Source organism: Roseospira navarrensis (assembly GCF_009601025.1).
GTDB lineage: Bacteria > Pseudomonadota > Alphaproteobacteria > Rhodospirillales > Rhodospirillaceae > Rhodospira > Rhodospira navarrensis.
In genome coordinates, this window is the sequence record NZ_WIVE01000007.1 from 5,769 (window position 1) to 22,830 (window position 17,062).

1 protein-coding gene (running past one end of the window) is annotated in these 17,062 nt (G+C 74.6%); it reads right to left on the reverse strand.

What is annotated here, in order from left to right; translation table 11 throughout:
- On the reverse strand, nt 1–17,062 hold the 3' portion of the coding sequence (locus GHC57_RS04025) for a non-ribosomal peptide synthetase (RefSeq protein ID WP_153341429.1). 2,300 nt of this gene lie beyond the right edge of the window; only the last 17,062 of its 19,362 coding nucleotides appear in the window; the start codon falls outside the window, past its right edge — the gene reads right to left on this strand; the stop codon is at nt 1–3.

Genomic DNA, 17,062 nt, shown 5'->3' on the forward strand with positions numbered 1-17,062 from the left:
TCACGTCACGGGATCGGCCAGTGCGCGGTCGATCAGTCTGGCGCATACCGCCCGTCCCTGCGCGGTCAGGATGCCGTAATGGTCGCCCGGCACCGTATGAACCGAAAGCCCGCCCCGCGCCAGGGCGCGCCACCCATGCACTTCTGCGCCGTCCGGTCCCTCTGCGGCCCGCAGCAGGGTCGCCGCCACGTCGCACGGCTGCGAGCGATGGTGCTTCAGAAGCGCGCCATGGGCCAGGGCCACCTCCCGCATCCACGCGGCGAGACCACCATGGTCGCCGCCGCCCCCGGCCTGCACGGCCCGCAGATCGCGGTTCACGTCTTCAACGCCGAAGTCGGCGACTCCCAGGCGCTCCAGGGCCTCGGGCGTGTAACTGTCGATCAGGCCGAGGAACGCCACGGTCTCGCCCTGCTCCCGGAGACGCCGCGCCATGGCGAAGGCGATCACGCCGCCCATGGACCATCCGGCCAGACAGAACGGACCACGGGCCTGCACGTGGCGGACGGCATCCACGTAGCGGGCCGCCATGGCCTCCAGGCTGTCCGGGGTTCCTGGTGTCGCCTGCACCCCGTACACCGTGCGATCCCCGGTCAGCGCGCGGGCCAGCCCGGCATAACAGGCGACCGTTCCGCTCAAGGGATGCACCAGGACCAGGGGCGGCCGTGCATCCGCCTGCCCGCCCACGGCCCGGCGCAGGCAGACCAGCCCGCCCGCCGGTCCCGTCTCGGCGCGGTCCACCGCGCCACCCTCCCCCGGGTCCGCATCGCGGACCAGACGCGCCTGGGCGGCGATGGTGGGCGCCGCCACCAGGTCCGCGACCGAGAGAGCCCGGCCGAAGGCGCGATCCAGGGCGTGCAGCAGCCGCACGGCGAGCAGGCTGTGCCCGCCGCTGACGCCGAAGTCATCCTCCACGCCCAGATCGGCCCGACCAAGAACCTCGGTCCAGATGGCGTGGATCCGGGCCTCGGTCTCGTCGCGCGGCGGCACGCCGGCCTCGGTCCGCCGCGCCGGCGTCGGCAGCGCCAGCCGGTCCAGCTTGCCGGCGGCGGTCACGGGCAACGCCGGGAGCAGCACGTAGGCCGCCGGCAGCATAGGCGTCGGCAGCCGGCGCGCGAGACTCGCCCGCACCGCCGCCTCGTCGAACCCCGCATCCCCCGGCACCACATAGGCCACCAGATCGTCACCCATCGGCACCACGGCGGCGGCCTGCATGCCGCAGGCTTCCAGCGCCGCCTCGACCTCGCCCGGCTCGACGCGGAACCCGCGCCGCTTGACCTGATGGTCGCGGCGGCCGTGAAAGGCGATCACGCCCGCGCCGCCCGGCAGGAAGGCCGCCAGATCGCCCGTGCGGTACAGACGGACCGCAGGGCGATCCGGCTGCAAGGATCGCATCACGAACGCCTCGGCCGTCCGGTCGGGCTGCCCGTGGTATCCGATGGCCAGCCGCACGCCGCCCAGGTGCAACTCCCCCTTGGTCCCCGGCGGCACGGGGGTGCCGTCGCCGTCCAGGATCGCCACCCGGGTCCCGGGCAACGGGCGGCCGATGGGCACGGCGGGCCCATCCCCGTCCTCGGCCGTCACCTCGTGGACCAGCGCCGTCACGGTCGTTTCGGTGGGACCGTAGCAGTTGAACAGACGCGCCTCTGACAGCGGTCCCGACCGCCACAGGCGCACCACCTCGGGCGTCAGCGTCTCGCCGCCGACCAGGCACAGGCGCAGACGCAGGCCGGCGGGCGCCGGGATCGCGCCGAGGGCCTGGAGCACTTCCCGCAGGTAGGCGGGCGGCACGTCGGCCACCGTGATGCCCCGCGCCACCAGCAGCCGCAGGAAGGCATCCGGCGTCCAGGCGGGGCCGGTGCGCATGACCAGCCGCGCCCCCTCGGCCAGCGTCGGCAGGATCTGCTCCACCGCCGTGTCCACGGCGTGGGCGGCGAACTGCAACACCACATCGCGCCGGGACAGGTCGTAGCGGTCCGCCACGACCCGGCAGTGCGCATCCAGGGCCCCGCGCGAGACGACCACGCCCTTGGGCGTGCCCGTGGTCCCCGAGGTATGGATCATGTAGGCCGGTGCCTCGCCCTCGTGCGTCACGCGCGGGGCGCGCCCCGGCTGGCGGCGGATGGCCTTGCGATCGCGATCCAGGTCCACCAGCGCCACGGCCGGGGCCAGGGTCGCGGCCCGGGTCGCCTCGGACCCGGCGGCGATCAGCCGGGCCGCCCCGCACGCCCGCAGGATCAGCGCCAGCCGCGCGTCGGGGGACTCCGGATCGAGGGGGACCCAGACCCCGCCGGCCCGCATCACCGCCAGCAGCGCGACGATCGCGCGGACCTCCCGGCCCAGCAGCACCGCCACCGCATCCCCCGGCCGGACGCCGATCTGCCGCAAATGGAGCGCCAGACGGGTGGCGCGGCGATCCAGGGCGCGATAGCTCACCGTGGCGTCGTCCGCCACGATCGCCACGGCATCGGGGGTCTTGCGGGCCTGCCGCGCAATCCGGTCGAGCACCGGACGCGGATCGCCGAGCAGGCTCCCCCCGTCGTCCCAGGCCTCCGCCAGCCGCGCCCGGTCCGCCGCCGACAGCAGCGGCAGCGCCGCCACGGGACGGGCCGGGTCGGCGCACAGGCCGTCCAGCAGCGTCTCCACATGATCGAGCAGCCGTTGCACCGTCGCCGGCTCGAAGCGCGCCCCGTCATAGCCGGCCACAAGGCGCAGGCCGTCCTGCGCCTCATGGACCTCCAGACCGAAGGCCGTGTCCCCGACCTGACGCACCTGCGGCAGGTACGCCACCCCGTCGGGCGCGGTCGCCGGGCCGCGCGCGGCGGCCTGATAGGCGTAGCTCACCTGATACATCGGCCGCCCGGTGGCCCCGCCCGCCAGATCCCGCGCCAGGGCGGCGAAGGGATAGGCGGCATGGTCGAGGCCCTCGGTCAGACGGGCCTGGACGTCCCGCAGCAGGTCGTCCGCGGGCTGGTCCCCCGCCACCCCGAGACGCAGGGCGATCAGGTTGGCGCAATAGCCGACCGTGTCGGCGAACTGGGGACCGGGGCGCCGCAGCGTGGGCACACCCACCACCAGATCACGGGCCCCGGCGACCCGATAGAGCACCGCCGCGAGGACACCCAGGAAGAACGCCGCCGGCGTCACGCCCACCGACGCCGCCGCATCCCGCGCGGCCCGCGCCCGTTCGGCGCTCAACGGGCGCTCCAGGCAGCGGCCGAGAATGGCCCCGTCGGGACGCGGCGGGTGGTCCGTCGGCAGGTCGAGGGACGCCGGCGCGTCCGACAGCACCGCCAGCCAATGGCGTTTCTCGGCCTCGCCCCGCGCGCTGGACAGCAGGTCCCGTTCCCAGGCGGTGAAGGCGGCCGCGTCGGCCGCGCCCTCCGGCGCGCCCGGCAGGGCCCCGGCGGCGAGCCGGTCATGGGCGCGCCACAGCCACCGGGCCAGCAGGGCCGCCGTGGTGCCGTCGCACACGATGTGGTGCAGGGTGACCAGCAGGATCGCCTCGTCCTCGCCCAGGGCCCCGCCGTGCAGCCACTCGAACCGGCTGGGCGCCTCGTCGGCGAGGGCGAAGGGACGGACCGCGCGCCGGCGGGCGCAATCCACGGCGTCCATGTCCTTGGGCATCGCCACCCGCGTCAGCAGCGGCGCCCCCACGGGACGCGCGACCAGCGCCGGACGGTCGGTCTCGCCGCCCTCCACCCGCGCGGTCAGGATCGGAAACCGCTCGACCAGCCACGCACAGGCCCGCTCCAACACGGCCGGGTCGATGCCCCGCAGGCGGAAGGCCATGGGCACGTTGTAGATGCCGCTGCGCGGATGGAGCGCCTGCAGCACCCACAGGCCGGTCTGGTTCTCGCTCAGATCGGCGCGCCAGGGGCCGGGCGCGCGGTCAACGACGGTCGAGGGCACGGGCGCGGGCTCAGCCGGCGCGACCGGACCGGCGGCGGTCGCGGCGGCCACATGGCGGGCGAGGCGGCGGGGGGTCGGATGCGCCTCCAGGTCGCGGTGGGCCAGCATCACGCCGGTTGCCGCCGCCACCTCGTGGAACAGCCGCATGGCCCCCATGGAGTCCAGCCGCAGGCGCGCGAAGTCCGCATCCGCGTCCAGGGTCTCCCCCGGATGGCCGGTTTCCTCGGCGATCGTGTTCAGGATGATCGCGAGGGGGTCTCGTGCCTCGGGCGCGACGGGCGGAGGCGGCATCGACGGAGACACGCTCCCGTCGAGCCAGTGCCGCTCCCGCGCGAAGGGATACGGCGGCAGGATCAGCGGCGGTCCCGTCCCCTCTTCCGGCGCGTCGGCCTCGGGGTCGTGATCGGGCGGCGTCCCCGGGTCCTGGGTGCGCAGCGCGTGCAGCAGGTCGTCCGTGGTGCGGGCGACGATGTCCAGGCGGCAGTCCAGCGGCTCCCGGCCCTCGCGCAGGGTTCGGGACAGCCGGGCCAGGGACAGACCACCGGGCGCATCGGCCACATGATCCGCCAGCCGCCGCCGGACCTCCGCCAGTTGCTCCGGCGTGCGCGCCGAGAGGGGAAACCGGCGCGGGCGCTCTGTCTCCTCCTGAGGTTTGGGCGCGCCGTCGGCGTCCGGTGCCTCTTCGACGACCAGATGGACGTTGGAGCCACCGGCCCCGAAGGAACTCACGGCGGCGCGGCGCGGCGGCTCGACTCCCGTCACCATCGGGCGCGGCCAGGGCGCGGCGGCGGTCTGCGGCACGAAGGGCGTGCCGGCAAAGGCGATGTCCACGTTGGCCGGCAGATCCGGCCGCACGGAGGGAACAAGGCGACCGTGCTCCAGCATCAGCAGCACCTTGACCAGCGCCGCCAGCCCCGAGGCCGCTTCCGCATGCCCCATGTTGGCCTTTACCGAGCCGATGGCGCAGAACCCCTCGTCCTCGGTGAACGCCCGGAAGGCGCGGGTCAGCGCCCGCACCTCGATCGCATCGCCGATGGGGGCGCCGTTGGCGGCGGCCTCCACATAGCCGATGGACCGCGGGTCGATGCCGGTGCGGCGCAGCACATCCTCGATCAGCCGCGCCTGGGCATCGGCGCTGGGCACGGCATACCCGGCCGAGTGGCCGGCATGGTTGGCGGCACTGCCCCGGATGATCCCCAGCACCCGGTCGCCGTCGCGCCGGGCATCGGCCAGGGGCTTGAGCAGCACCGCGCCCACGCCCTCGGCCGGCAGATAGCCGTCCCCGGCCGCGAAGGTCCGGCTTCCCGGCTGGGTGCCGGCGAGACCCGTGCGGCCGAGCCCCAGGTACTTGTCGGGATGGATCGACAGGTTGACGCCGCCGGCGATGGCCAGCCGGCATTCCCCCAGCCGCAGGCTCTGGCAGGCCTGATGCACCGCCTGCAGGCCCGAGGAACACATGCTGTCCACCGCCACGCTGGGACCTTGCAGATCGAAAAAGAACGACGTGCGGTTGGCGATGGCGGAATAGGACGACAGCGACAGCAGCGCCCGGGTGTCGGCATCGGAGGCGAAAGCCCGGTACTGCTGGTACATGGACCCGACGAAGACGCCAACCCGGCCCGCGTAGCGGTCGCGCAGCAGCGGGCGCGGATGGGCGGCCCGGTCGAGCAGATGCCAGGTGGTTTCCAGGAACAGGCGCTCCTGTGGGTCGCTCAGCGCCGCCTCGCGCGGGGTATAGCCGAAGAAGCCCGCGTCGAACCGATCCACGTCGGCGATGAAGCCGCCCCATTTCAGCGGGGTGCGTCCGGGTTCGCCCCTGGTCTCGCCTTGAATGGCGGTGTGGTCCCAGCGGTCGGCCGGCACCTCGGTCACCAGATCGCGGCCGGCCTCCAGCGCGGCCCAGAACGCCTCCACAGTGTCCGCCCCCGGAAAGCGGCCGGCGGCGGCGATCACCGCCACGCCGTCCACCTCCGGCGGCGCGGGCGTGGGATCCGGTTCGGCGGCGGCGACGGGTTCGGTCCCGACCGGCGCCCGGTCCGCCAGATGGTCGGCCAGCCGGTCCAGGGTCGGGTGTTCGAACAGGATGGTGTTCGGCAGCGGGCCGAAGTCCGGTTTCAGGGCCTCGACGATCTCCAGCGCGGACACCGAATCCACCCCAAAGCGGTCGATGGGGGCTTCGGGATCGAGCCGCTCGACCGGGATCTTCAGAACCTCGGCCATCCGCTCCGCCAGGAGCGCCACGACCCGGTCCCGCCGCTTCGGATCCGGGGCCGTCGGGGTGGGGGTCGGTTGCGGTCGGGCCTCCGGCGGGTCCATCAGCCGCCGGAGCCGGTCGGCATCGCCCTGGAGAACAAGCACCTGATCCGCCTCGGCCTGGGCGAGGGCCGCATCCAGCGCGCGCAGCGCCGCCGCCGTGGTCAGCGGTCGCACGCCCACGTCGCGCGCCATCGCGTCGAGCGTGGCGGCATCGAGACGCATGCCCCCTTCGGCCCAGTACGGCCAGTCGAGCGCTAGCGTCCGCCCGCGCCGTCGGCCCGCCGCCACGGCGGCGTTGCGCGCTTCGGCGAAGCCGTCCAAGTAGGCATTGGCGGCGGCGTAGTCCGCCTGCCCCACGTTGCCCAGCGCCCCGGCAGCGGAGGCGAACAGCACCATGACGTGGAGATCCAGATCCGCCGTCGCCGCGTCCAGGGCGGCCACCCCCGCCACCTTGGGCGCCAGAACGGCGCGCAGGTCGGCCTCGCGCTTGTGGGCGATCCGGGCATCCCGCAGGAGGCCGGCGGCATGGATCACCCCGGTCAGCCGCTCGTGCCGCGCGGTGATCTCCGCCACCAGCCGCGCCACCGCATCGATGTCGGTCACGTCCACCGATCGGTGGACAATCTCCGCCGGCAGCGCCTCCATCCAGGCCCGCGTCTCGGCGTCCGGCACCGACCGGCTCACCAGCCACAGGACGGGTCTGTCCGCCCGCGCCGCGATGTCCTCGGCCAGCACGCGACCGAGCCCGCCGAGGCCGCCGGTCAGCAGGTAGACCCCGCCGTCCCGCCAGGGACGCGGCGGCGCGGACGGCGGGTCGATCTCCCGCCAGCGCCGCACCAGCCGCCGGCCGTGCTGGTACCGGATGTCGGTCTGATCCTGGGCCGCCGCGCGATCCGCCGCCAGCCGGTTGGGAAGATCGGTCGCACCCGGGTCCACCGCGACCCCCTGGAACCGGATCGAGGGCATCTCCAGCCGGGCGCAACGCAGCATCCCGGCGAGCCCTTCCAGCGCGGGCGCTCCTTCGCCGCCCGCCGGTCCCACCACCTGGACCACGGCTGCCGGGGTTTGCTCCCGCCCGAGGGCCTGCAACCGGGCCAGCAGCCGCGCCGCGTGATCGGTAAAGCGCGCCGCCGGGGGTCTGGCGTCGGCGGGGAGCACGAGAAGGTCTGCGCCCTCGCCCTCCAGCGCCCGGCGCGCCGCGTCCGGCATCTCGCACAGGACCAGCAGAGCCGCCTTTGAGGTGTCGCCGGCACCCGCCGATCGCTCTTGCCACTCCGGCGCGAACAGAAGCGGCCGCTCTTCAGGTGCGGCGACGGCCGCGACCACGGGTGCCGCGCCGCCGGGCACCCAGTGGGACTCGCGCGCGAAGGGATAGCTCGGCAGCCCGATGCGCGGCGGCAGGGGGCCGTCTCCCCACAGCGCCGGCCACGACACGGCGGCGCCCGTCACCCAGGCGGCGGCCACGGCCTCCGGATCACGAGGATCCGCGCAGGCGGCGGGGGCCCGCGCCACGCGCCCGCGATGGACTCCCGCGAGGTCGGTCCGCCCCTCCAGCACCGCGTCCAGCGCCCGCAGCAGACCGGCCCGATCCGCCGCGACAATGGCCAGCCTCTCTTCGAACGCCTCGCGCCCCGCCTGCAGGGTGTGGGCGATGCTGGCCAGGGCCGCCTCGTCCAGGGTCGCGACCGCCGTCCGGAGACGCGATACCGCCGCGTGCAGCCGCTCCGGATCGCGGGCCGAAACCGGGACAACCCACCGACCGGCGGGCGGCGATGCCGCCGGGACCGAGGCCGGGGCCTCGTACTGCTCCAGGATCAGATGAGCGTTCGATCCTCCGGCGCCGAACGAGGACAGGGCCGCGACCCGATGCCCACCGGCCGAGTGGGTCCAGGGCTCCAGGCGGCGCTGGACCCGGAAGGGCGAGGCCGCGAAGTCGATGTTCGGGTTGAGCGTGTCCGCATGCAGCGACGGGGCCACCTGGCCGTGGCGGAACTGCAGCAGCACCTTGGTCAGGCCGGCCATGCCGGCGGCGCTCTCGCAATGGCCGACGTTCGACTTGACCGAGCCGATGGGACAGGACCCCGCCGGCGCGTCCACCCAGGCCCGCGACAGGGCGGCGATCTCGATGGGATCGCCCAGGCTGGTGCCCGTGCCGTGCGCCTCGACATAGCCGATATCGCGGGGATCGACCCCGGCAGCCGCCAGCGCACGCCCGATCACCGCCGTCTGCGCGGCCGGGTTGGGCACCGTGTAGCCGTTGGTCTTGCCGCCGTGATTGAGCACGGACGCCCGGATGATCCCATGAATCCGGTCGTGGTCGGCGATGGCGCGGGACAGCGGCTTCAGCAGCACCGCGCCCACGCCCTCGCCGGGCACATAGCCGTCGCCGCCCCGGCCGAAGCTCTCGCACCGCCCGACGCTGGACAGGAACCGGCCCTGGCTCAAGGCGAGGTACTTGTTCGGATGCAGCGTCAGATTGACCCCGCCCGCCAGCGCGACCGCGCAGCCGCCCGACCGCAGGCTGTCGCAGGCCAGATGGATGGCCGTCAGGGACGACGAGCACATGGTGTCCACGGCGACGCTGGGCCCGTGGAAATCGCAGACGTACGAGACCCGGTTGGCGATGGACGCGGCGCTTCCCCCCAGCGCCATGGGCTGCCCGGCGGCGGTCTTCTCGGCCCCGTAGAGCTGATAGTCCTCGTACATGACCCCGACGAAGACACCCACATCCCCGCCGGACAGCGGCGGGGCGCTGCGGGCCAGGGTGGCGCGGGTCAGGCCGGCGTCTTCCAGCGCCTCCCACGCCGTCTGCAGGAACAACCGTTCCTGCGGGTCCATGTAGTCCGCCTCGCGCGGCGATATGTTGAAGAACAGCGGGTCGAAGCGGTCCACGCCGTCGAGGAACCCGCCCCAGCGGCCGTGTTCGCCCGTCGCCCGGTCCGGTCCCCAGCGGTCTGGGGGAATGGGCGTGATGCAGTCCCGCCCCTCGGCCAGCACACGCCAGAAGGCGTCCACGGAGTTCGCCCCCGGATAGCGGCCCGCCAGCCCGATGATGGCGACGGGCTCGTCGGAGGCGGGACGCGCCGATGCCTGGGCCGGCGGAGGCGCTTCAGGTCGCACCGACGGCGGCGCGGGGTTGCCCTCCCGCGCCACGCCGGCCACGCGGGCCACGGCCTCCGGGTTCGTCTGCATGAAATGATCGACGATGCCGCCCAGGGTCCGGTGATCGAAGAACAGGGTCGTAGGCTGCGGCCCGAACGCCTGTTCCAGGGCGTCCGTCAGGCGGACGATCAGAACGCTGTCCAGGCCGTAGGCCTCCAGCGGAACGTCCAGGGCGATCTCGTCCACCGGAACGCCGGTCTCGCGCGCCACCAGATGGCGGAAGTAGGCCTCGGCGGCCGCCCTGACCCCTGACGTCGGGGCCGCCACGCGCTCCACCGTCGGCCCCGCATCGAACAAACGCAGCGCGAAGCCGCGCACCGCCACCCGCACCCGCCCCTCGGCGTCCGCAAGGTCGATGTCCAGCCGCATGGCGCCGTCGCCCCGGGAGCGGTCCCGGACGTGCGCCCACATCTCGGCGGTGGTCGGGCCATGGAAGGTCACGCCGTCCACGGCAAAGGGCAGCGCCATGCGGCCGCCGCCCTCGCCCGCCGGACCGTCGGCGAAGAGGCCCAAAGCGGCATGAAACGCGCCGTCCAGCAGGCTGGGATGCACCGCGAAGGACAGCGCGGCGTCCGGGGCCGGCTGCGGCAGCGCCAGCCGGGCCAACACCGCCCCCTCGCCCGCCCACAGCGCCCGGACGACGCGGAACGCCGGGCCGTACGACAGGCCGAGCGCCGCATAGGCGGCGTACAGCCAGTCGGGGTCCAGGTCTCTGCTACAGGCGGCCCGGGCCGACTCCACGTCCAGTTCCGGCGGCGGCGACGCTGGGGCTTCGGTGATCTCGGCCGTCATGTGCTCGGTGCCGTCGGGACCGCGCAGCGCCACGCGCCCGTCCGGCGCCACCGGCACGGTGACCGAAACCGATCCTTGGTCGAGCGTGACGGGACGCAGCCACACCACCCGGGCCAGATGCACCGGCCAGCCTTGGCCGCTGGCGGCCCGCGCCAGCTCCAGACTCAGGGCCCCGGGCAGCACACGGTGCCCCTGCACCCGGTGATCCCGGAGGTAGAAGGCGTCCGCCTCCAGTTGCACGGACTCCAGGCGTGGCGCGGACGCGCCCGGCAGGGCCGAGCCGATCCGGTAGGTATCGGCCGCGAAGGGATAGCCGGGCAGGCGCAGACGGCGGCGCGGCCCCTGGTGCCGCCCGTCCCAGTCTACCGCGCCGCCGGCCACCCAGTGCGCGGCGAGGGCCTGCGGCGTCGCCTCGGATCCCGGCCCCGCGCCGTCGGGCAGCGGCGCCGCGCCCTCGTCGGTCAGGACCCCGGCCGCGTCGCCCGCCAGAAAGGCGGTCAGCCGGGCGCGCAGGTCGGCCAGCGTCTCGACCACCACCGCCAGACGCCGGCGCATCGGCGTGCGCCCGACCTGGAGCGTAAAGGCGAGGTCCGCCAGATCGCCCGGATCGGTCAGACGCCCCGCATCGAGCACCGTCACCAGATCGCGCGCGCGATCGCGCAGCCGTGCGGCGTCCCGGGCCGACAGCACAACCACCACCGGCCCCCGGGTCCCGCGCGGCGACACCGGCGGCGGACGATCCTGCTCCAGCACCACATGGGCGTTGACCCCGCCGAAGCCGAAGCTGCTGACCCCGGCGCGGCGGGGCAGCGCCCGGCCGGCGGCATCGCGCACCGGGGTCCAGGGCCGCGCCGCGCGGACGATGTCGAAGAACGTGCCCGACAGGTCGATGTAGGGATTCACCCCGGTGCAGTGCAGGCTGGGGGCCAGTGTTGCGTGCTCCATCTGCAACAGCACCTTGACCACGCCGGCGGCCCCGGCGGCCAGTTCCAGGTGCCCGATGTTGGTCTTGACCGAACCCAGACCGCAGCCCACGCCCTCAAGGACATCATCGGGCGCCTCGGCCAGCAGGTCCCGGAAGGCGGACTTCAGGGCGTTGATCTCCACCGGATCGCCCAGCGCCGTGCCGGTGCCGTGCGCCTCGATATAGCCGACGGTGCGGGGATCGACGCCCGCCCGGCGATACGCCTCGCGCAGCAGGTCCGCCTGCGCCGTCGTGTTGGGCGCGGTCAGGGACTGCGCGCGGCCGCCGTGGTTGATCGCCGAGCCGCGCACGATGGCGCGGACCGGATCGCCGTCGCGCCGTGCGTGGGAGAGGCGCTTGAGGAAAAGGATCGCCACGCCCTCGCCGCGCCCATAGCCGTCGGCGGCCGCCGAGAAGGTCTTGCACCGCCCGTCGCGCGACAGCATCCCGGCCTTGGCGAAGGTGACGTGGGCGGTCGGCGTCACGATGGTGTTGACGCCCCCCGCCAGCGCCATGTCGCACTCGCCGGTCCGGATGGCCTGCGCGGCGCGGTGCAGCGCCACCAGCGCACTGGAACAGGCGGTTTCCACCGGCTCGCTGGGGCCGTGGAGGTCGAGGACATAGCTCACCCGGTTCGGTCCCACCGAGGCCACCGACCCGGTGGCCACATAGCCTTCGCCGCCGTCGTCCCCCGGGTCGGCGTCGAGGTATCCGCTGTCGGCGGTGCCCACGAACAGGCCGACGCGGCGACCGGCCAGGGTGCGCGGATCGTGACCCGCGTCCTCGACCGCGTTCCACGCATGCATCAACAACAGCCGTTGTTGCGGATCCATCAGCCGCGCCTCGCGCGGGGAGATGTTGAAGAACAGCGGGTCGAACCCGAAGACGCCGTCGATGAAGCCGCCCCAGTGGACATCGGTCTTGCCGGACTCGGTCCGGGGGTCGCCGTCCACGGCGCGCCAGTCCCAGCGATCGGGCGGAATCCGGGTGATGCAGTCCCGCCCCTCCGCCAGGGTGCGCCAGAAGGCCTCGGCATCGGCGCCGCCGGGCAGGCGGGCGCTGACCCCGACGATCACCACCGGGTCGTCGTCGTCCGGCCCGGCGGGCACGACCGGCGGCGGCGCGGGATCCGGCTCGCCACCCGGCGCGGACGCGGGCAGGTCGGCGGCCACGCGCCCGGCCAGACGGCGCAGCGTGGCGTATTCGAAAAAGTCCGCCGGGGTCAGCGACAGCCCGAGGGCCGCGTTCACCCGCGACGCAAACGTGGTCATGGTGATGGAGTCGAAGCCGAAGTCCCCCAGCTCCGTCTCCACATCCAGCGCCGCCGGCTCCACCTCCAGCACCTGTGCGGCGATGTCCACCAGGGCGGTCAGGGCGCGCGCCTCGCGCGCCGAGGCGGTCTCCGCCTCGGGCGCGGTGCGGGGCTCGACCACCGGAGGCGGTGCAGGCTGGGGCGCCGGGGCCGCCGGCACCGCATCGGAGACCCAGTAGGTCGTGTCCGCGAAGGGGTAGCCCGGCAGGTCCACGAGCGCGCGGCGCCCGCCTTCGTGCAACGCGGACCAGTCCACCTCCAGACCCCGAACCCACAGTTCCAGCAGGCCGTCGGCGCGGCCGCGCGCGGCCAGACCGGCGATGCCGCGCCGCAACTCGGGATCGCTTTCAAGAATGCCGATGGCGGCCCGTCCGCCCTTCACCGTCCCCGCGAAGATCGCCGGGTCCGCGCGGTCCGACAGCACGGCGTCCAGCCGGGCGAGTACCTCGCGCCGATCCGCCGCCAGGACCCCCAGGCGGTGGGCCATCGGCTCGCGCGCCACCTGCAGCGTCCAGGCCACATCCGCGAGCGGCACGTCCGGATCCAGCGCGGCCACCGCCTCGCGCAGACGCCGGGCGCTCGCCTTCAGGCGCTCCTCGGTGCGCGCGGACAGAACGATGAGCTGCGGCCCGGGCGCCGCGACCGGCGGCGTCGGGGCCGCCTCGGCGGGGATGTATTCCTCCAGCACCACGTGGGCGTTGCTGCCGCCGAATCCGAAACTGCTGACTCCGGCGCGGCGCGGCAGGGGCCGGCCCTCGGCATCCACGGGGCGCGCCCAGGGCTGTGTCTCGCGCACCACCGCGAACCCGCTGCCATCCAGGGCGAGATAGGGGTTGAGCCGGTCACAGTGCAGCGTGCCGGCCAGGGTGCCGTGCCGCATCTGCTGCACGACCTTGATGAGCCCGGCCGCCCCGGCCGCGATCTCCAGATGGCCGATGTTGGACTTCACCGCGCCCAGATGCCGCGTGATCGCCGGCGGCGCGGGCCCGTGGACCGCCTCCGCCTCGCGCGCGAGGTCGGCGAAGGCCGTCGTCAGGGCCTCCACCTCGATGGGATCGCCCAGCGGCGTGCCGGTGCCGTGCGCCTCGATGTAGCTCACGGTGCGCGGATCGAAGCCGGCGGCGCGATAAGCCGTGCGCAGAAGCTCGGCCTGGGCGCTCGGGTTGGGCGCGGTCAGCGACCCGGCCCGGCCGCCGTGGTTCTCGGCGCTGGCCCGGATGACGGCCAGGATGCGGTCGCCGTCGCGCTCGGCATCGACGAGCGGCTTCAGCAACACCAGACCCAGCCCCTCGCCCCGCGCGTAGCCGTCGGCAGCGGCCGAGAATGGCTTGCAGCGCCCGCCCGGCGACAGCATGCCGGCCTTGCTGAACCCGACGAACGAGTCCGGCAGCAGCAGAGTGTTGACGCCCCCGGCGATGGCGGCATCGCAGGTCCCGGCGCTGATCGCCTGCACCGCCCGGTGCACCGCGACCAGGGCGCTGGAGCAGGCGGTTTCGACCGCCACGCTGGGGCCGGTCAGGTTGAAATAATGGCTGATGCGGTTCGGCCCGAGAGACGGCGCAAGGCCCGTCATCGCGAAGCCTTCCACACCCACGTCGGCGGCGGCCATGATCCGGCCGTAGCCGGTATCGGCGATCCCCAGGAACACGCCGGTCCGCGACCCGGACAGGCGGCGCGGGGCCACGCCCGCCGCTTCCAGCAGCCGCCACGCCTGCGTCAGAAGCAGGCGTTGCTGCGGGTCCATCAGGCGGGCCTCGGGCGGCGCGATGCCGAAGAACGCGGCGTCGAAGGCCGCGATGCCCGCCATGAAGCCGCCCAGGCGGACCGTGCCCTTGGCGGCGGCATCCGGGGCGGCGGCCTCGACGGCGCGCCAGTCCCAGCGGTCGGCGGGCACCTCGCCGATGCCGTCGCGGCCCTCGGCGAGATTGTGCCAGAAGGTCTCCACATCGGGCGCACCGGGAAACTGGCCGCTCATGCCGATGATGGCGACGGCGGTCCCCGAGGGCTCGGGCCGCGCCACGACTGGCGCGGGCGCGGGCGGAGACACAGGGTCGGGCGCGGGCTTCGGCTCCGGCGCTGGCTCCGGCACCGAGGCCGGCATGCCGAGCGCGGCCGCCACGGCGTCCCGGTCCGCCTCGGCCAGATGGCGGGCCAGCCCGTCCAGCGTCGGATGGTCGAAGAACAGGGTCGGCGTCAGCGCCAGCGCAAAGCGCTCGTTCAGGGCGTTGGCGAACTGGGTGAAGCCGATGGAATCGAAGCCGTATTCGGTCAGCTCCACGTCCGGTTCCAGGTCGTCCGCGTCCACCTTCAACTGCGCCGCCGCGACCTGTGTCACCACCGCCAGCACGCGCGCCCGCAGGGCCCCGCCGTCCCCGGGGACCGCCGGAGGCGGGGACGGCGCGGCCCGGGGTTCGGGCGCGGTGGGCCGGCCGATCCCGGCGATCCACCGCCGCACACGGTCGGCCGCGCCGGCCAGGGCGAGCAGGCGGGCCGACTCTCCGGCTGTCGCCGCGTTCAGGGTCGCCAGGCCGTCCGCCGTCTCCATCGGGACAAGGCCGGTCGTGCGGGTCATCGCCGCCCGCGCCGCGTCGTCCATGCCCATGCCGCCGTCCCGCCACAGCGGCCACGCGATGGCGACCGTGCGACCGTGGCAGGCCCCGGTCCGGCGTCGGGCCTCGCGGGCCTCGGCGAACCCGTCCAGGAACGCGTTGGCGGCGGCATAGTCCGCCTGCCCGGGGTTGCCGAACACACCCGCGACGGAGGAGAACAGCACGAACAGGTCCAGCGGCGCGGCCCCGACGGCCCGATCCAGGTTGATCGTGCCGGCCACCTTGGGGGCCAGCACCTCGGCCAGGTGTTCGGGCGTCTTGCGGGCCAGGGTGGCGTCGCGCAGCACGCCAGCCGCATGCAGGATGCCGTCCAGGCGGCCGTGGCGGCGGCGCACCTCGGCGACCAGCGCGGCGACCGCCTCGGCGTCGGTCACATCGACGGCATGGTGGCGCACCCGCGCACCGCCCAGCCCCTCCAGCCAGGCCCGCCCGTCCGCATCCGGCGGGGACCGTCCGACCAGCTCCACGGCGGATCCGGGTGCTGTCTCCAGGATGGCGGCGGCGAGGCGACGACCGATCCCGCCCAGACCGCCGGTCACCAGATAGACGCCATCGGCCCGCCATGGGGCCGGCGCGGCGACCGGGGGCGTTTCCTCCCAGCCCTCGACGGCCAGCCCTGTGGCGTCCACCCGGACCCGGGGTCCGGTCCCCACAACCGCGCGGAGTTGACCCGCCAGCGCCGCGCCGTCGAGGCCGCCGGCCACGGTCAAGACCTGCGCGGTCAGGCCCGGGTGTTCCAGCGCGGCCGTGCGCAGCAGGCCGCCCAGGCCGGCCAGCATGGGCGCGTCCGGCCCCTCCGGCACGACAAGCTGCACCAGCGCGGCCCCCCCTGCGGGACGCGCCCGCACCTCGGCCAGCAGGGCCGTGGCGAGGCGGACATAGCGGGCGGCGAGGCCATCGGACGGGTCATCGTCCAGCGCCCGGACGGTCCAGCCCGGCAACTGGGCCGCCAGCGCATCCGGCGTCACCGCCAGACCACCGCAGACCAGCACCAGGGCCGACGCGGGCGGCGCACTCGACGCGGTGACAGTTCGCCACCGGGGGACGAAGCGCAGCACCGGAGCCGGCCCGGTCGTCGGCCCGGTCGTCGGTTGAGGGGCCTCGCGGGTCGCGAACCCGCGCAGGCGCACGCGCGGTTCGCCGTCGGGCGCCAGCAGGTCCACGTCCAGGGTCCGCACCCGGCCGCGATCCTCCACACCCGCCGCCGGACGGACGTGCGCCACCATCTCGCGGCAACAGGGCCCGAACACCTCCACGGCGGCGACGGCGAAGGGCAGCGCCGTGCCGCCTGGTGCCGCGCCGCCCGGTGCCGCGCCAGTCGGGTCCAGCACCATGCCCACGGCGGCCTGGAAGGCGCCGTCCATCAGGCTGGGGTGCAGCACGAACGCGCCCAGAGTCCCGGCCACCGCCTCGGGCAGGACCAGATCCGCCACCACCTCGCGCCGGCCGTCCGCCGCCGCCCCGAGGGCAAGGCCCGTGATCGCGCGGTGACCGGGGCCATAGGCGATCCCCATGCGGTCGAACGCCGCATAGACCACCTCCGCCCCGATCCGCTGGGGACAGCGCGCCCGCAGCGCCGCCAGATCCACGGGCGCGGCCGGCGCGGCCGGCGCAGCCGGCGCGGCCGGACCAGCCCGCACGTCGGCCTGGGCGTGCCGGTCCCGGGTGCCGTCGGCAGCGATGCTGAAGACCTCCGCCCGCCGGGCGCCGTCGGCAGAACCCGACAGGACCACGTCCAGGGTCAGGGGCTCCGTCACCGCCAGTGGTTTGATCCAGACCACGCCCGTCAGCACGGGATCGCCGATGCCCGCCGCAACAGCGGCCTGCCGCATGACCTCCAGAGACATGACGCCCGGCAGAACCGGACGCCCCTGCACCCGGTGATCCGCCAGAAAGAATTCGTCCCCGCGCAGCATCCTGGGGAAAGGTGCCGCCGGAGCCGGGGGCGCGGGTTCCGCCCGGTCAGGTTGGGGCAGCGGCAGCCAGTACCGTTTGCGCTGGAACGGATAGGTCGGCAGCGCCAGACGCCGGCGACGACGGCCGGCATGCAGCGCCGCC